This is a genomic window from Variovorax sp. MPBD4-3 (assembly GCF_058809745.1).
In genome coordinates this window covers 44,501-58,826 of the sequence record NZ_JBXASW010000038.1, presented here as the reverse complement: position 1 = coordinate 58,826, position 14,326 = coordinate 44,501, and the positions used below count along the sequence as shown (strand labels likewise).

At 65.4% G+C, this 14,326-nt stretch carries 22 protein-coding genes; 19 read left to right on the top strand and 3 right to left on the bottom strand.

The features are described 5' to 3' along the window. Positions 1-88: 88 nt before the first annotated feature. From rpsJ to AC1RVW_RS20590, 14 genes are all read left to right on the top strand, one after another. A complete protein-coding gene (gene rpsJ / locus AC1RVW_RS20655) occupies positions 89-403 on the top strand; it encodes a 30S ribosomal protein S10 (RefSeq protein WP_007838118.1) in 315 nt (104 codons plus the stop codon). A 148-nt stretch (positions 404-551) separates the two neighbouring features. Next, a complete protein-coding gene (locus tag AC1RVW_RS20650; RefSeq protein WP_493202160.1) occupies positions 552-2,159 on the top strand; it encodes a hypothetical protein in 1,608 nt (535 codons plus the stop codon). An 11-nt stretch (positions 2,160-2,170) separates the two neighbouring features. Beyond that, on the top strand, positions 2,171-2,695 hold the full coding sequence (locus AC1RVW_RS20645) for a hypothetical protein (protein WP_493202158.1): 525 nt from the start codon (positions 2,171-2,173) through the stop codon (positions 2,693-2,695). A 224-nt stretch (positions 2,696-2,919) separates the two neighbouring features. Continuing rightward, complete coding sequence (gene rplC / locus AC1RVW_RS20640; RefSeq protein ID WP_081266124.1) at positions 2,920-3,600, top strand: 50S ribosomal protein L3; 681 nt, start codon at positions 2,920-2,922, stop codon at positions 3,598-3,600. After that, a complete protein-coding gene (gene rplD / locus AC1RVW_RS20635; protein ID WP_081266125.1) occupies positions 3,600-4,220 on the top strand; it encodes a 50S ribosomal protein L4 in 621 nt (206 codons plus the stop codon). Before rplC ends, rplD begins: the two co-directional genes overlap by 1 nt. Beyond that, positions 4,217-4,552, top strand: coding sequence for a 50S ribosomal protein L23 (gene rplW / locus AC1RVW_RS20630; RefSeq protein ID WP_007838129.1), 336 nt, complete (start codon positions 4,217-4,219; stop codon positions 4,550-4,552). The genes rplD and rplW overlap by 4 nt, the downstream gene beginning before the upstream one ends. Positions 4,553-4,554: 2 nt before the next feature. After that, positions 4,555-5,379 carry a 50S ribosomal protein L2 gene (gene rplB, locus AC1RVW_RS20625; RefSeq protein ID WP_015867666.1) on the top strand — a complete coding sequence of 275 codons (825 nt, stop codon included), beginning with the start codon at positions 4,555-4,557 and terminating at the stop codon, positions 5,377-5,379. Between the two features lie 10 nt (positions 5,380-5,389). After that, positions 5,390-5,668 (top strand): 30S ribosomal protein S19, encoded by a 279-nt coding sequence (gene rpsS / locus AC1RVW_RS20620; RefSeq protein ID WP_007838132.1) that lies wholly within the window; start codon positions 5,390-5,392, stop codon positions 5,666-5,668. A gap of 9 nt (positions 5,669-5,677) precedes the next feature. Next, positions 5,678-6,010: a 50S ribosomal protein L22 gene (gene rplV, locus AC1RVW_RS20615; protein WP_007838134.1), complete on the top strand. Its 333-nt coding sequence runs from the start codon at positions 5,678-5,680 to the stop codon at positions 6,008-6,010. A gap of 17 nt (positions 6,011-6,027) precedes the next feature. Then, the gene (gene rpsC / locus AC1RVW_RS20610; protein WP_081266126.1) at positions 6,028-6,939 is read left to right on the top strand and encodes a 30S ribosomal protein S3; all 912 of its coding nucleotides are present in this window, start codon (positions 6,028-6,030) and stop codon (positions 6,937-6,939) included. Positions 6,940-6,991: 52 nt separating this feature from the next. Continuing rightward, positions 6,992-7,408, top strand: a complete 417-nt coding sequence (gene rplP, locus AC1RVW_RS20605; protein ID WP_007838137.1) for a 50S ribosomal protein L16 — start codon at positions 6,992-6,994, stop codon at positions 7,406-7,408. 55 nt (positions 7,409-7,463) lie between these two features. After that, positions 7,464-7,673, top strand: coding sequence for a 50S ribosomal protein L29 (gene rpmC, locus AC1RVW_RS20600; RefSeq protein ID WP_026284221.1), 210 nt, complete (start codon positions 7,464-7,466; stop codon positions 7,671-7,673). Positions 7,674-7,682: 9 nt separating this feature from the next. Beyond that, complete coding sequence (gene rpsQ / locus AC1RVW_RS20595) at positions 7,683-7,952, top strand: 30S ribosomal protein S17 (protein ID WP_015867662.1); 270 nt, start codon at positions 7,683-7,685, stop codon at positions 7,950-7,952. An 82-nt stretch (positions 7,953-8,034) separates the two neighbouring features. After that, on the top strand, positions 8,035-8,541 hold the full coding sequence (locus AC1RVW_RS20590; protein WP_081266127.1) for a peroxiredoxin: 507 nt from the start codon (positions 8,035-8,037) through the stop codon (positions 8,539-8,541). Positions 8,542-8,546: 5 nt separating this feature from the next. On the opposite strand, the gene AC1RVW_RS20585 is transcribed toward AC1RVW_RS20590, so the two are convergent. Continuing rightward, a complete protein-coding gene (locus tag AC1RVW_RS20585; RefSeq protein ID WP_106936580.1) occupies positions 8,547-9,134 on the bottom strand; it encodes a GNAT family N-acetyltransferase in 588 nt (195 codons plus the stop codon). Next, on the bottom strand, positions 9,131-9,844 hold the full coding sequence (locus AC1RVW_RS20580; protein WP_493202154.1) for a cytochrome b/b6 domain-containing protein: 714 nt from the start codon (positions 9,842-9,844) through the stop codon (positions 9,131-9,133). The genes AC1RVW_RS20585 and AC1RVW_RS20580 overlap by 4 nt, the downstream gene beginning before the upstream one ends. A 155-nt stretch (positions 9,845-9,999) precedes the next feature. Between AC1RVW_RS20580 and AC1RVW_RS20575 the strand changes: the two genes are divergently transcribed. Continuing rightward, positions 10,000-10,446 (top strand): c-type cytochrome, encoded by a 447-nt coding sequence (locus AC1RVW_RS20575; protein WP_493202152.1) that lies wholly within the window; start codon positions 10,000-10,002, stop codon positions 10,444-10,446. A gap of 51 nt (positions 10,447-10,497) precedes the next feature. Here the strand turns inward: AC1RVW_RS20575 and AC1RVW_RS20570 are convergent, their stop codons facing one another. After that, complete coding sequence (locus AC1RVW_RS20570; protein WP_493202150.1) at positions 10,498-10,995, bottom strand: TlpA family protein disulfide reductase; 498 nt, start codon at positions 10,993-10,995, stop codon at positions 10,498-10,500. 98 nt (positions 10,996-11,093) lie between these two features. Between AC1RVW_RS20570 and AC1RVW_RS20565 the strand changes: the two genes are divergently transcribed. The 4 genes from AC1RVW_RS20565 to ptsP all read left to right on the top strand — a co-directional run bounded on the left by AC1RVW_RS20565 (position 11,094) and on the right by ptsP (position 14,289). Next, positions 11,094-11,630 carry a hypothetical protein gene (locus AC1RVW_RS20565; protein ID WP_493202148.1) on the top strand — a complete coding sequence of 179 codons (537 nt, stop codon included), beginning with the start codon at positions 11,094-11,096 and terminating at the stop codon, positions 11,628-11,630. Positions 11,631-11,773: 143 nt separating this feature from the next. Continuing rightward, positions 11,774-12,229 carry a PTS sugar transporter subunit IIA gene (locus AC1RVW_RS20560; RefSeq protein WP_081266133.1) on the top strand — a complete coding sequence of 152 codons (456 nt, stop codon included), beginning with the start codon at positions 11,774-11,776 and terminating at the stop codon, positions 12,227-12,229. Beyond that, positions 12,198-12,467 (top strand): HPr family phosphocarrier protein, encoded by a 270-nt coding sequence (locus tag AC1RVW_RS20555; protein WP_081266134.1) that lies wholly within the window; start codon positions 12,198-12,200, stop codon positions 12,465-12,467. Before AC1RVW_RS20560 ends, AC1RVW_RS20555 begins: the two co-directional genes overlap by 32 nt. 10 nt (positions 12,468-12,477) lie before the next feature. Then, positions 12,478-14,289: a phosphoenolpyruvate--protein phosphotransferase gene (gene ptsP, locus AC1RVW_RS20550; RefSeq protein WP_081266135.1), complete on the top strand. Its 1,812-nt coding sequence runs from the start codon at positions 12,478-12,480 to the stop codon at positions 14,287-14,289. Positions 14,290-14,326 lie beyond the last annotated feature (37 nt).

Genomic DNA, 14,326 nt, shown 5'->3' with positions numbered 1-14,326 from the left:
CTTCGCCATCCGTGAAGGCGGCCGCACCGTGGGTTCGGGCGTCGTTGCCAAGATCCTCGACATCTAAGCCGGACGCAAAGGAATCACCATGGCAACCAAGCAAAAAATCCGCATCCGCCTGAAGGCGTTCGACTACAAGCTGATCGACCAATCGGCAGCCGAAATCGTTGACACCGCCAAGCGTACCGGCGCGATCGTCAAGGGCCCCGTGCCCCTGCCGACCCGCATGAAGCGTTTCGACATCCTGCGTTCGCCGCACGTCAACAAGACGTCGCGCGACCAGCTGGAAATCCGCACGCACCAGCGCCTGATGGACATCGTCGACCCGACCGACAAGACCGTGGACGCGCTGATGAAGCTCGACCTGCCGGCCGGCGTGGACGTCGAGATCAAGCTGCAGTAAGAAGAAGCACGACACTCGTCGTGTTTTCAGCAAGGCCCGCCCGCAGAAATGCAGGCGGGCTTTGTGCTTTTCTGCCCAGATATGGCATCCTCGCGCGGCGGCAACTCCGGCGTATCGACCGGAGGCTGAAACGAGGGCAGCACCAGTCATGAACTACAAGTTCTCTTATGCGTTTGCGTCGGCATGCGTTGCAACGGCGTTGCTGGCTGGCTGCGGCGGCGGCGGTGGAGGAGGGGGAGGCGGTGGCGTGGGCGTGTTGCCTTTTCTGCCGCCGGTGAGCGCGGGTCCAGTTACCCTGACGGGCACGGCCACCTATGAATCCGTTCCCAATCCGAACGGCAACCTCGTGTATGCATCCACGTCCGTCAAGCCTGTGCGAGGCGCGTCGCTGGAGGTGGTCGATGCCGCCACTTCTGCGCAACTCGCGGTCGCCACGACCGACGACAACGGTGCGTATTCGGTGAGCGTGCCGGCGAATGCAACCGTGATCGTGCGCGTGAGGGCCCAGTTGACCCGCACCGCACCCGGCGCGGCCTGGGATGTCAGCGTGCGCGACAACACCCAGGGCAACGCCTTGTATTCGATGCAGACGGCGGCGTTCTCGTCGGGCACTGCGGCATCGACCCGCGACCTGCGGGCGGCAACCGGCTGGGACGGTTCCAGGTATGCCTCGCAGCGTGTGGCGGCGCCCTTTGCAATCCTCGACACGGTATACACGGCAATGCAGAAGGTGCTGTCGGTCGCGCCCGCTACGTCTTTCCCGTCGTTGCGCGTGTACTGGAGCCCCAACAACGCACCATCGCCCGGCAACCCGGCGCTGGGCCAGATCACCACCACCTACTTCGTCAGCAAGAGCACCGGCCGCGAGATCTACGTGCTGGGCAAGGAAGGCGTCGACACCGACGAATTCGACTCGCCGGTGATCGCGCACGAATGGGGGCACTACTACCAGTCGTCCTTCAGCCGCGACGACTCGCCGGGCGGGGAGCATTCGGGCAGCGACCGGGTCGACCGCCGGCTGGCGTTCTCGGAAGGGTGGGGCAATGCCTGGTCGGGCATTGCGCTGGACCGAAGCACCTACGTGGATTCCCGCGGCCCCGGCCAGGCGACCGATTCCATATCGGTGGACCTGCGGGCCGGTCCATCGACCAATCCCGGCTGGTACCGGGAGGTTTCGATCCAGTCCATTCTCTGGAACCTGAACCAGCAGGTCGGATTCAAGCCGATCAACGACGCGATGACGAGCTTCCAGTTCCGCAGTGCGACGCCCGTCACGTCGATCCACCTGTTCTCCTCGGTGTTCAATGCGGTCGCCCCGGGGAGCGCGCCCGCGCTGAAAACCCTGCTCGCGGGGCAGGGCATCACGTCCACCGATGCCTACGGCGTCGGTGAAACGAGCGATGACAGTGCTGCCGCCACGCCGGTTCCCGGCGTGCTGCCGTTGTACACGCCCGTGGCGGTCGGCGTTCTGGCGTCCAACGTTGCCTGCATCTCCAACGTGGCAGGTACCGTCAACAAGCTCGGCAACATTTCGTACCTTGCCTTCAATGCACCTGCGAGCCGCGACTACACGATCCAGCTCACCGGAGGGAGCGGCCTGCCGAACTTCGACCTCTTCAAGGGCGGATTGATCGCGAGGAGCAGCAACAAGGTCAGCCTGGGCGCCGGTGACTACGTTCTTGCGGTGCGCGACGATGCGCCGGTGTCCGGCGCGAACAATCTGCCGCCAAGGTGTTTCTCCGTTCTCGTTCAATAGGAAGGCTCGCCATGAACATCCGCACCCATTCGACGATGGCGCTGGCATGGCTTGCGCTGGCAACGGCGTCGGCGCCAGTCCTGGCCGATGGCATGCCGGGCTCGCGAGGCGCCAGGCAGTCGGCGGCCCAGCCCGTGGTCACCGCGTCCAGAAAGTCCAACGACTCCGGCATCACGTTGCAGTACCAATTCAGCGGCAATCCCCAGGTGGGCAAGCCGACGGCCATCACCCTGCAGTTCGATGGCGTCACCAGCCCCGACGGCGCGACCGTGCGCCTGAGCCCGGACGCGGGGCTGACGTTGTCGGGCAGCAACACGCTGACTTTGTCGCCAGGCGCACGTACCAGCGCCACCGTCACGGTGGTGAGCGACCGCGAAGGCATCGCCTATCTGAACGTCTTCATCGCGCAGGGCAACGCGCGCAGCGCCATCTCCATTCCTGTGCAGACCGGCTCGGACGCGCCCTCCATGAAGCCGGCGGGCGAGGTGAAGGCCGTCCCCGGCGGCGAAAAGATCATCTCGCTGCCCGCTCAATAAGCGGGAAACCTGCGTTCGAGCCCCTGAACAAGGGGCCTGAACGGCCGCTTGCATGGCCCGCGCATCGCGGGCTATAATCGCTGGCTCTGCCCTTGTTGCGTCCGCAAGGCGCCATGCGGGCAGAGATTTATCAACCTTCTTCCGTAGCCGGAGAAATCTGGCAAACGCTGTTGCCAATTGAAGTGGCAGTGGCGGAAGAGGATTTCCATTTTTGGAGAAAACATATGAGTCTGAGCAACTCCCTCGGGTTGCTGGGCCGCAAGGTGGGGATGATGCGTCTCTTCACCGATGACGGGGACGCAGTTCCTGTCACGGTGGTGGATGTGTCCAACAACCGTGTGACCCAGATCAAGTCCCAAGAGACCGATGGCTACGTCGCCCTGCAAGTGACGTTCGGTTCGCGCAAAGCATCGCGCGTGACCAAGCCCGAAGCCGGCCACCTCGCCAAGGCGGGTGTCGAAGCAGGCGAAATCATCCAGGAATTCCGCGTTACCGCCGATACCGCAGGTCAGCACAAGGCTGGCGGCGTGATCGCCGTGAACAGCGTTTTCACCGTGGGCCAGAAGGTGGACGTGCAAGGCACCTCCATCGGCAAGGGCTACGCTGGCACGATCAAGCGTCACAACATGAGCTCGCAACGCGCGTCGCACGGTAACAGCCGTTCGCACAACGTTCCCGGCTCGATCGGTATGGCACAAGACCCCGGTCGCGTGTTCCCCGGCAAGCGCATGACGGGCCACCTCGGCGACGTCACCCGCACGACGCAAAACCTCGACGTGTTCCGCATCGACGAAGCACGCCAACTGCTGCTCATCAAGGGCGCGATCCCGGGTTCGAAGGGTGGCTTCGTCACCGTGCGTCCCGCCATCAAGGCCAAGCCGCAAGCGGCTGAAGGAGCGAAGTAATGCAACTCGAACTCCTGAACGAACAAGGCCAGGCCGCGTCGAAGTACGACGCCCCCGAGACCGTGTTCGGCCGTGACTACAACGAAGACCTGGTCCACCAGATCGTCGTTGCATTCCAGGCCAACGCCCGCCAAGGCACGCGCGCCCAGAAGGACCGCGAACAGGTCAAGCACTCGACCAAGAAGCCTTTCAAGCAAAAGGGAACGGGCCGTGCCCGCGCCGGTATGACGTCCTCGCCGCTGTGGCGCGGGGGTGGTCGCATCTTCCCGAACATGCCTGACGAAAACTTCTCGCAGAAGATCAACAAGAAGATGTACCGCGCCGGCATGGCGTCCATCTTCTCGCAACTCGCTCGCGAAGGCCGTCTGGCCGTGGTCGACTCGATCAAGGTCGATTCGCCCAAGACCAAGCCGCTGGCTGCCCGTTTCAAGGCGATGAATCTCGAGTCCGTGCTCGTGATCGCCGAAGAAGTCGACGAAAACCTGTATCTTGCCTCGCGCAATCTGGTGAACGTTCTCGTGGTCGAACCCCGCTACGCCGATCCGGTGTCGCTGGTTCACTACAAGAAGGTGCTGGTCACCAAGGGTGCCGTCGACAAGCTCAAGGAGATGTTCGCATGAGCCGCGTGAACCCTACCGCCGCTGAACGTACGTTCGAAGAAGGCCGCCTGATGGCGGTGCTGGTCGCTCCGATCGTGTCCGAAAAGGCCACGATGGTCGGCGAGAAGTCGAACGCTGTCACTTTCAAGGTGCTGCAAGACGCCACCAAGCCCGAGATCAAGGCCGCTGTCGAACTGATGTTCAAGGTCGAAGTCCAGGGCGTGTCGGTGCTCAACACCAAGGGCAAGACCAAGCGCTTTGGCAAGTCCATCGGCCGCCGCGACAACGTGCGCAAGGCCTATGTGACCCTGAAGCCGGGTCAAGAGCTCAACCTCGTCGGGGAAGGCGCTTAATCATGGCCGTCATCAAGATGAAACCCACTTCGCCGGGCCAACGCGGCGCGGTGAAGATCTCGCGTGACCACCTGTTCAAGGGTGCTCCTCACGCTCCCCTGCTGGAACCCCAGTTCCAGAAGGCCGGCCGTAACAACAACGGTCACATCACGATCCGTCATCGTGGCGGCGGTGCCAAGCACCACTACCGCGTCGTCGACTTCGTGCGCAACAAGGACGGCATCCCGGCCAAGGTCGAACGCATCGAATACGACCCGAACCGTACCGCCCACATCGCTCTGGTCTGCTACGCCGACGGCGAGCGCCGCTACATCATCGCCCCGCGCGGTCTGGAAGCCGGTGCAACGCTGCTGTCGGGCTCGGAAGCGCCGATCCGCGCCGGCAACACCCTGCCGATCCGCAACATCCCGGTCGGCTCGACGATCCACTGCATCGAACTGCAACCCGGCAAGGGCGCGCAGATCGCTCGTTCGGCCGGTACGTCGGCCACGCTGCTGGCCCGTGAAGGCGTCTACGCCCAGGTCCGCATGCGTTCGGGCGAAGTCCGCCGCATTCACATCGAATGCCGCGCGACCATCGGTGAAGTTGCCAACGAAGAACACAGCCTGCGCCAGCTCGGCAAGGCCGGTGTGAAGCGTCACATGGGTATTCGCCCGACCGTTCGCGGCGTGGTGATGAACCCGGTCGACCACCCGCACGGTGGTGGCGAAGGCAAGACTGGCGAAGGCCGCCATCCTGTCGACCCATGGGGCAACCTGACCAAGGGCTATCGCACCCGTAACAACAAGCGCACGCAGGTCTTCATCGTGTCGCGTCGCAAGAAGTAAGGGATAGCCAATGACTCGCTCTCTCAAAAAGGGTCCGTTCGTCGACCACCACCTCGTGGCCAAGGCCGACAAGGCCGTGACGACCAAGGACAAGAAGCCGATCAAGACCTGGTCGCGCCGCTCGATGGTTCTGCCCGAGTTCATCGGTCTGACCATCGCCGTGCACAACGGCAAGCAACACGTGCCCGTGTACATCACCGACCAGATGGTCGGCCACAAGCTCGGCGAATTTGCGCTCACGCGCACGTTCAAGGGGCACCCCGCGGACAAAAAAGTCCAGAAGAAGTAAGGAACGACCATGTCTGAAACACGTGCAGTCCTCCGCGGTGTCCGCCTGTCGGTCGACAAGGGCCGTCTGGTCGCTGACCTGATCCGCGGCAAGAAGGTCGATCAAGCGCTCAACGTTCTGCAGTTCACGCAGAAGAAGGCCGCTGTGATCATCAAGAAGGTGCTGGAGTCGGCTATCGCCAACGCCGAGCACAACGACGGTGCCGACATCGACGAGCTGAAGGTCAAGACCATCTACGTCGAGCAAGGTGCAACGCTCAAGCGCTTCACCGCGCGGGCCAAGGGTCGCGGCAATCGCATCAGCAAGCCCACGTGCCATGTGTACGTGACGGTTGGCAACTAAGAAGGCCTGGAAGAAATATGGGACAGAAAATCCACCCAACCGGGTTCCGCCTTGCGGTTACCCGTAACTGGTCCAGCCGCTGGTACGCAAGCGACCGCGATTTCGCGGGCATGCTGGCCGAAGACATCAAGGTTCGCGAATACCTGAAGAAGAAGCTGAAGAACGCTTCGGTGTCGCGCGTCATGATCGAACGTCCCGCCAAGAACGCACGCATCACGATCTACTCGGCACGTCCGGGCGTCGTGATCGGCAAGAAGGGCGAAGACATCGAGAACCTCAAGCGCGAACTGGGCAAGCAGCTCGGCGTGCCGGTTGCGGTCAACATCGAAGAAGTGCGCAAGCCCGAAATCGATGCGCAGCTGATCGCCGACAGCATCACGCAGCAGCTCGAAAAGCGGATCATGTTCCGCCGCGCCATGAAGCGTGCCATGCAGAACGCCATGCGTCTGGGTGCCCTGGGCATCAAGATCATGTCGGCTGGCCGCCTGAACGGCATCGAAATCGCTCGTACCGAGTGGTACCGCGAAGGCCGCGTGCCGCTTCACACCCTGCGCGCCGACATCGACTACGGCACCTCGGAAGCCAAGACCACCTACGGCGTCATCGGCGTCAAGGTCTGGGTCTACAAGGGCGACACGCTGGGTCGTAACGACCTGCCGGCCGTCGAAACGCCGCGTCCCGAAGAAGAACGTCGTCCGCGCGGTCCGCGCCGTGACGGTCGCCCTGGCGACCGTCCGGGTGGCGACCGTCGTGGTCCCGGCCCCCGTGCCGGCGGCCGCGGCCCGATCGGTGGCAACACCGCTCCGGCCGATGGCAGCGACAAGCCCGCAGAAGCAACCGGCGGTGCCGGTGCAGACTCGAAACCCGCCGTTAAGCGCGTCCGCAAAGCCGCGCCCGCTGCAGCAGCGGACGGTGCCAAGACCGAGTAATCGGTCGCTCCCGGGCACGCAAGTGCCTGGGGCCCTCACGGAGTAATAAAACATGCTGCAACCTGCACGCAGAAAGTTCCGCAAGGAACAAAAGGGCCGCAACACCGGCATCGCAACCACGGGTAACTCGGTTGCGTTCGGTGACTTCGGTCTCAAATGCACCGACCGCGGCCGCCTCACGGCGCGCCAGATCGAAGCCGCTCGTCGCGCGATTTCGCGTCACGTGAAGCGCGGTGGCCGTATCTGGATCCGCGTGTTCCCGGACAAGCCGATCTCGACCAAGCCCGCAGAAGTGCGGATGGGTAACGGTAAGGGCAACCCCGAGTACTACGTCGCTGAAATCCAGCCTGGCAAGATCGTGTTCGAGATCGTCGGCGTGCCCGAAGAACTCGCCCGCGAAGCGTTCCGCCTGGCCGCCGCCAAGCTTCCGCTGCGTACGACTTTCGTCGCTCGCCAGCTCGGCGCCTGAGAGGAGAACACTTATGGCAACCCGTAAGAAGAAAGAAACCGCGGCTCCGGCCAAGGTGACGAAGGCCGCAACCCTGCGCACGAAGGACGTCGCAGGCCTGCAAGCCGAAATCAAGGATCTGCAGAAGGCCCATTTCGGCCTGCGCATGCAGAAGGCCACGCAACAGCTGTCGAACACCTCGACGCTGCGCGTGACGCGTCGCGACATCGCACGCGCCAAGACCATTCTTGCGCAAAAGCAGCAAGAAACCCAAGCCGCCAAGTAAGGAGTGAACATGACGGAAGCTAAAAAATCCCTCAAGCGCACCTTGATCGGCAAGGTGGTCAGCGACAAGCGTGCCAAGACCGTGACCGTGCTGGTCGAGCGCCGTGTGAAGCACGAGCTCTACGGCAAGATCGTGGCCAAGACGAGCAAGTACCACGCCCATGACGAAAAGGGCGAGTACAAGCTGGGCGACACCATCGAGATCACGGAAAGCCGTCCGATCTCGAAGACCAAGAACTGGGTCGTGACCCGTCTGGTCGAGAAGGCCGTCCTGGTCTGATCAATCATTGGTGCCCCCTGGGGCAACCAATCCGGAAACGGCCCACAATGTGGGCCGTTTTTCTTTTTCTGGAGCACATCGAATGATCAAAGTCGGCGACACCCTTCCCGCGGCCACCCTGCAGGAATATTCCGAAGTCGAGGGCGAGGGCTGCAGCATCGGCCCGAACGCCGTGGACGTGGCCAAGGCTTCGGCCGGCAAGACCATCGCGCTGTTCGCGCTGCCGGGCGCCTTCACGCCCACCTGCTCGGCCAAGCACGTGCCGGGCTACGTGCAGCACTTCGACGACTTCAAGGCTGCCGGCGTGGACGAGATCTGGTGCGTGAGCGTGAACGACGCTTTCGTGATGGGCGCCTGGGCGCGCGACCAGAAGACCGGCGCCAAGGTGCGCATGCTGGCCGACGGCAGCGCCGATTTCGCCAAGGCCACCGGCCTCACGCTCGACCTGACCGGCCGCGGCATGGGTCTGCGCAGCAACCGTTATTCGATGCTCGTGAAGGACGGCAAGGTCGCGACGCTGAACGTCGAAGCGCCGGGCAAGTTCGAAGTGAGCAACGCCGAGACGCTGCTGGCGCAAGCCCGCGGCTGATCCGGCTAGAGATCCACCTTCAGGTAGTGGGCCCCGGCGACGGGGTTGTGATAGTAGGGCGGTACCTCCGCGAAGCCCAGGTCTTCGTAGAGGGCCCGCGCCGACTCCATGTCGTCGAGGGTGTCGAGCAGCACGCAGCCGTAGCCAGAGCTGCGCGCGGCATCGAGGATCGCCTCGGCCAGCTGCCGGCCCAGGCCCAGTCCGCGAAAACCGGGGCGCACGTACAAGCGCTTCATCTCGGCCGCGTTGGCGTAGTCCGCGCTGTCCAGCGGACGCAGCGCGCAGCATCCCGCAACGTGCGCCAGCGTGCCGTCGGCGCGTTTCAAGGTCGGCGCCTGGCGGCCGGCGTCTTCCTTCACGTTGACCGGATCGACCAGCGCCAGCAGCAGCGTGCCGCGCGGCTCGGCATATTCGCCCGGCAGGCCGGCCAGTTCGCCTTCGAAATCCTGGAAGTCGAGGTCGATGCCGAGCGAATTCGCATAGTCGCGGAAGATCGCGCGAACGGCATCGATCTCGTGCGCCTCCTCGGGCGTCAGCAGCACGACGGCGGGCATGGCCGCCAGCGGCAGTGGGCGTGAAACGGAAAAGCTCATATGCGCAACGAAGAAATCCAGTAAGCCACGCCCGCGCAGAGCGCGAACACCACGAGGGCAAACGCGCGCGAGGCCGCATCGTCGCGGCTCGGTGCGACATTGCCTCCGGCGCCGGCGGCGATCAGCTTGTCGCCCGTCACCATCGGCCGCACCAGCCGGCGCCGCTTGACGAGTGCATGGAACAGCACGGCCAGCACGTGCAGGCTCGCGAGCGCTATCACGATCCACTTGCCCCAGGCCTTGTGCCAGCTCGTGGCCAGGCTCACCGTCTCGCTCGAGACAAAGCGCGTGAGCGGTCCGGAGGCCGCGATCTCGTCGTCCGCCGTCAGCCCGGTCGCCACCTGGAGCGCGAGGATGGCCAGCACGGCGAAAACCGACAGGGCGCCCAGCGGGTTGTGCCCGATCAGATGGTCCGGATGCGCCTTCCCGCGCAGGTAGGCGACCACGGAGCCCGGCTGGTAGACGAAGGCCGCGAAGCGCGACCAGCGCCCGCCGACGAAGCCCCAGGCCAGCCGGAACAGCAGCAGCGCGAGCACCGCGTAGCCCAGGCGGAAGTGCCATTCCATGATGCCGTTCAGGCCGGTGCCGATCAGGCCGATCACGGCAATCGCCAGCGCCCAGTGGAAAAGGCGCGTCGGCAGGTCCCAGACCCGGGTGGCCGTGCCGGTGCCGAAGGCCGTTCGAGGGGCGGCCACGGAAGAGTCGGTCATCGAAGGAGGCGCGGAGGGCGCAATGCTGCGGAAGGCGCAGATTAGCAAAGTCCGGACCCTCATTCGCTTCGGGTTGTTGCTATGAGCCCGGCGCCGGCGCGACCTACACTCGCGCCGCGCCGCGCCAGACGGCGTTTCCCCAACGAGGAGCCCCGATGACCCGATTTGCTTCGTTCGCCCTTGCAGCCGCCTGCGCTGCGATGTCCCTGCCCGCCGCGGCCCAGTTCGCCAAGCCCGAGGACGCCATCAAGTACCGCCAGAGCGGACTGTTCGTGATGAGCCAGCATTTCAGCCGTCTCGGCGCCATGGCCAACGGCCGTGCGCCCTACGACGCCGCCGTGGCCGCCGCCAACGCCGAAGTGGTCGCCGACATGGCGAAGCTGCCCTGGGCGGCCTTCGGCCCCGGCACCGAGGGCGGCAAGGCCAGGACCGACGTGTGGAAGGAAGACGCCAAGTTCAAGGAACGGCAGCAGAAGCTGGTCGAAGAGACCGGCAAGCTGCTGGTCGCAGCCAAGGCCGGCAACATCGACGCGCTGAAGACCCAGTTCGGCCCGACCGCCGCGAGCTGCAAGGCGTGCCACGACAGCTTCCGCAACCAGTAAAAACAAAAGGCGCTCCTCGGAGCGCCTTTTTTCTTGTCGCCGGCCGAAGGATCAGGCTTCGGCCAGGAGTTTCTCGATCAGCTTGTGCAGCTCGGCGAAATCGGGCTCGCCCACATAGCGCTTCACGATCTCGCCGCGCTTGTTGACCAGGTAGGTGGTCGGCGTGAGCTTCACGTCGCCCCAGGCCTGCGCCACGCTGCCGGTGTTGTCGATCGCCACCTTGAACGGCAGCTTGCGCGTTTCGGCGAAATTGACGACGTAGCTCGGCGGGTCGTAGCTCATGGCCACTGCCAGCGTGTCGTAGCCCTGGGCCTTGTATTTGTCGTAGGTGGCGATGACCTTGGGCATCTCGCCGACGCAGGTCACGCAGCTCGTGGCCCAGAAGTTGACCAGCGTGACCTTGCCCTTCAGGTCGGCCGTGCTCTTTTTCGAGCCGTCGAGCAGCACGAAGGTCGAGGCCGGGGCGGCGGTGGCGCCGGAGCCGAGGTACACGCCCACGCCGGTGGCCAATGCGATGACGACGGCGGCAGCGGCGATGTATTTTTTCATGGCAGCGTAGAGAGAAGGGCGGCGCGATTTTAGTTCCGCCCGCCCGATCGTGCTTGCGACGCCCCGCCGGCCCCGGGCGGCTCGATAATCGCTCCCCCATGCCGTCGTCGCCCTTTCCATCTTCCTGGCTTGCGTTGGTCGCGGCGGCCCTGCTCGCCGCCTGCAGCCCCACCTTCAACTGGCGCGACGTGCCGGTCGGCGACGCCGGGCTGATCGCGATGCTGCCCTGCAAGGCCGACAAGGCGAACCGTGCCGTGCCGCTCGGTGCCGAATCAGTGCAGGTCGACATGACGGGCTGCGAAGCCGGCGGCGCGACCTTCGCCATCGCGCACGCTTCGGCCAGCGGACCGGCCCAGGCCGAAGCCTGGCTCAATGCGTGGCGCACCGCCACCCGCGCCCAGCTCGGCGGCATGCAGGTGACCGAAACCAGCGCCAGCGTGCAGCGCGCGACCGCCGTGCCGCCGCCGCTGCGGCTCGATGCCCGACCGGCGCAGGCCGGCGCGCCTGTGCAGGTGCTGTGGTTCGCCCAATCGCAGAAAGACGGCACCGTGGCGCTCTACCAGGCCACCGTGCTCGGCAAGCCCTCCGCGGCCGATGCCTCGCAAACCTTCTTCGAAGGCCTGCGCCTCCCGTGAAGCGAGGCTGCTATTGTTTTGATAGCCGCGCGTGCCGCTCGCCCCGGGGCGGCACTGTCCGGTTTGCCGCGCTGCCGCGTTGTGTCATATATCTACATCCACTGGGCGCCCCCGCATAATCGGCGCGTCGTCCTCCGTCCCGCATGAACAGCATCCTCATCATCGCCCACTCACCGTTCGCACATGCGCTGCGGCAGTGCGCGCTGCATGTGTTCCCAGATTGCGAGCAGGCCATCGTCGCGCTCGACGTGTTGCCCAACGTGTCGCCCGAAGAAACGCTGGCCGCCGCGCGCATCACGCTCGCGCAGCAGCTGCACGCGCCCCGCGCGCAGGTGCTGGTGCTGGCCGACGTGTTCGGCGCCACGCCCTGCAACGTGGCGCAGAAGCTGGTGGACGGCGTCCGGTCGCGGCTGGTGGCGGGGGTCAACCTCCCGATGCTGCTGCGCGCCGTCACCTACCGGCACGAACCGCTCGAGACTCTGGTGCAACGGGCCCTGGCCGGCGGCACCGCGGGTGTCATGCAGGTGGCGGCGGCCGCTCCCCAGAACCAGGCGAAGAGAAAGCACAGTGATCAAGAAATCCGTGACCATCAGCAATAAGCTGGGCCTGCATGCACGCGCATCGGCCAAGTTGACCAAGCTCGCAGGCAGCTTTCCCTGCGAGGTCTGGCTCTCGCGCGGCGACCGCCGCATCAATGCCAAGAGCATCATGGGCGTCATGATGCTGGCCGCCGGGCTCGGCTCCACCGTGGAGCTCGAAACCAACGGCCCGCAGGAAGAAGAAGCGATGAACGCCATCGTCCACTTGATGGACGACAAGTTCGGCGAAGGCGAATAAGGACTCTCCCATGACCTTCGCAGTCCACGGCCTCCCTGTCGCCCGTGGCATTGCCATCGGGCGCGCTGTGCTGGTGGTGTCGAGCCGCATCGACGTGGCCCACTACTTCATCAAGCCCGAAGAGATCGAGACCGAGATCGACCGCGTGCGCACCGCGCGCAACGCGGTGGCCGACGAGCTCACCAAGCTGCAGGCCAACGTGGCCCAGATGGGCCCCAACGACGCGCCGCACGAACTGGCGGCGCTGCTCGAGGTGCACCAGATGCTGCTGCAGGACGAGGCCCTGAGCGGCGGCGTCAAGCACTGGATCAGCGAGCGGCTCTACAACGCCGAATGGGCGCTGACCACGCAGCTGGAAATCATCGCGCGCCAGTTCGACGAGATGGAAGACGCCTACCTGCGCGAGCGCAAGGCCGACCTCGAGCAGGTGGTCGAGCGCCTGCTGCACCGCATGAAGGGCACGGCCGCCGTACTCGCGCCGAGCCCGCCGCGCCGCAAGCGCGCCGCCGCGCCGGTCGACGACAACGACGAGCACGACGACCCCACCGCGGGCGACGGCATCGACGTGCCGCTGGTGCTGATCGCGCACGACCTGTCGCCGGCCGACATGCTGCAGTTCAAGAAGAGCGTGTTCGCCGGCTTCGTGACCGACGTGGGCGGGCGCACCTCGCACACCGCCATCGTCGCGCGCAGCATGGACATCCCGGCCGTGGTGGGCGCGCGCACCGCGAGCCAGCTGGTGCGCCAGGACGACTGGGTCATCATCGACGGCGATGCCGGCGTGGTCATCGTCGACCCCTCGCCGATCATCCTGGCCGAATACGGCTTCAAGCAGCGCCAGGGCGACCTGGAGCGCGGGCGCCTCGCGCGGCTGCGCCACAAGCCGGCCGTCACGCTCGACGGCCAGCGCGTCGAGCTGCTGGCCAACATCGAGATGCCCGAGGACACCGTGGGCGCCGTCAAGGCCGGCGCGGTGGGCGTCGGGCTGTTCCGTAGCGAATTTCTCTTCATGGGCCGCGAATCTTCGGCCCGCCAGACGCGCCTGCCCGACGAGGAAGAGCAATACCAGGCCTACAAGCGTGCGGTAGAAGGCATGCAGGGCATGCCGGTCACCATCCGCACCATCGACGTGGGCGCCGACAAGCCGCTGGACAGCAAGTCGGCCAACAAGCAGGAACACCTGAACCCCGCGCTCGGCCTGCGCGCCATACGCTGGAGCCTGGCCGACCCGGCGATGTTCCTCACGCAGCTGCGCGCCATCCTGCGGGCCGCCGCGCACGGCGAGATCCACCTGCTGATTCCCATGCTCGCGCATGCCAGCGAGATCCGCCAGACCATGTCGCTGATCGACTTCGCGCGGGCCGAGCTCGACAACCGCGGCGCGGTGTACGGCCCGGTCAAGCTCGGCGCCATGATCGAGATACCGGCCGCGGCGCTCACGCTGCGCATCTTCCTGAAGCACTTCGACTTCCTGTCGATCGGCACCAACGACCTGATCCAGTACACGCTGGCCATCGACCGCGCCGACGAGTCGGTGGCGCACCTCTACGACCCGGCGCACCCGGCCGTGCTCAAGCTCGTGGCCGACACCATCGCCGAGTGCCGCCGGCAGGGCAAGGGCGTGTCGGTGTGCGGCGAGATGGCGGGCGACGTGGCGTTCACGCGGCTGCTGCTCGGGCTGGGCCTGCGCAGCTTCTCGATGCACCCCTCGCGCATCCTCGCGGTCAAGCAGGAAGTGCTGCGCGCCGACACCGGCAAGCTTGAGGCGTGGGCCAGGGGCGTGCTCGAATCCGACGACCCGGCCGCCGCGCTCGCGGGCTGAGTCTTTTCGTGGCGCGCGGCACCGCGCATTGCCAAGG

Coding starts and splice junctions, on each gene's coding strand:
- rpsJ (WP_007838118.1), top strand. CDS start 89: ATGGCAACCAAGCAAAAAATCCGCATCCGCCTGAAGGCGTTCGACTAC.
- AC1RVW_RS20650 (WP_493202160.1), top strand. CDS start 552: ATGAACTACAAGTTCTCTTATGCGTTTGCGTCGGCATGCGTTGCAACG.
- AC1RVW_RS20645 (WP_493202158.1), top strand. CDS start 2,171: ATGAACATCCGCACCCATTCGACGATGGCGCTGGCATGGCTTGCGCTG.
- rplC (WP_081266124.1), top strand. CDS start 2,920: ATGAGTCTGAGCAACTCCCTCGGGTTGCTGGGCCGCAAGGTGGGGATG.
- rplD (WP_081266125.1), top strand. CDS start 3,600: ATGCAACTCGAACTCCTGAACGAACAAGGCCAGGCCGCGTCGAAGTAC.
- rplW (WP_007838129.1), top strand. CDS start 4,217: ATGAGCCGCGTGAACCCTACCGCCGCTGAACGTACGTTCGAAGAAGGC.
- rplB (WP_015867666.1), top strand. CDS start 4,555: ATGGCCGTCATCAAGATGAAACCCACTTCGCCGGGCCAACGCGGCGCG.
- rpsS (WP_007838132.1), top strand. CDS start 5,390: ATGACTCGCTCTCTCAAAAAGGGTCCGTTCGTCGACCACCACCTCGTG.
- rplV (WP_007838134.1), top strand. CDS start 5,678: ATGTCTGAAACACGTGCAGTCCTCCGCGGTGTCCGCCTGTCGGTCGAC.
- rpsC (WP_081266126.1), top strand. CDS start 6,028: ATGGGACAGAAAATCCACCCAACCGGGTTCCGCCTTGCGGTTACCCGT.
- rplP (WP_007838137.1), top strand. CDS start 6,992: ATGCTGCAACCTGCACGCAGAAAGTTCCGCAAGGAACAAAAGGGCCGC.
- rpsQ (WP_015867662.1), top strand. CDS start 7,683: ATGACGGAAGCTAAAAAATCCCTCAAGCGCACCTTGATCGGCAAGGTG.
- AC1RVW_RS20590 (WP_081266127.1), top strand. CDS start 8,035: ATGATCAAAGTCGGCGACACCCTTCCCGCGGCCACCCTGCAGGAATAT.
- AC1RVW_RS20585 (WP_106936580.1), bottom strand. CDS start 9,134: ATGAGCTTTTCCGTTTCACGCCCACTGCCGCTGGCGGCCATGCCCGCC.
- AC1RVW_RS20580 (WP_493202154.1), bottom strand. CDS start 9,844: ATGACCGACTCTTCCGTGGCCGCCCCTCGAACGGCCTTCGGCACCGGC.
- AC1RVW_RS20575 (WP_493202152.1), top strand. CDS start 10,000: ATGACCCGATTTGCTTCGTTCGCCCTTGCAGCCGCCTGCGCTGCGATG.
- AC1RVW_RS20570 (WP_493202150.1), bottom strand. CDS start 10,995: ATGAAAAAATACATCGCCGCTGCCGCCGTCGTCATCGCATTGGCCACC.
- AC1RVW_RS20565 (WP_493202148.1), top strand. CDS start 11,094: ATGCCGTCGTCGCCCTTTCCATCTTCCTGGCTTGCGTTGGTCGCGGCG.
- AC1RVW_RS20560 (WP_081266133.1), top strand. CDS start 11,774: ATGAACAGCATCCTCATCATCGCCCACTCACCGTTCGCACATGCGCTG.
- ptsP (WP_081266135.1), top strand. CDS start 12,478: ATGACCTTCGCAGTCCACGGCCTCCCTGTCGCCCGTGGCATTGCCATC.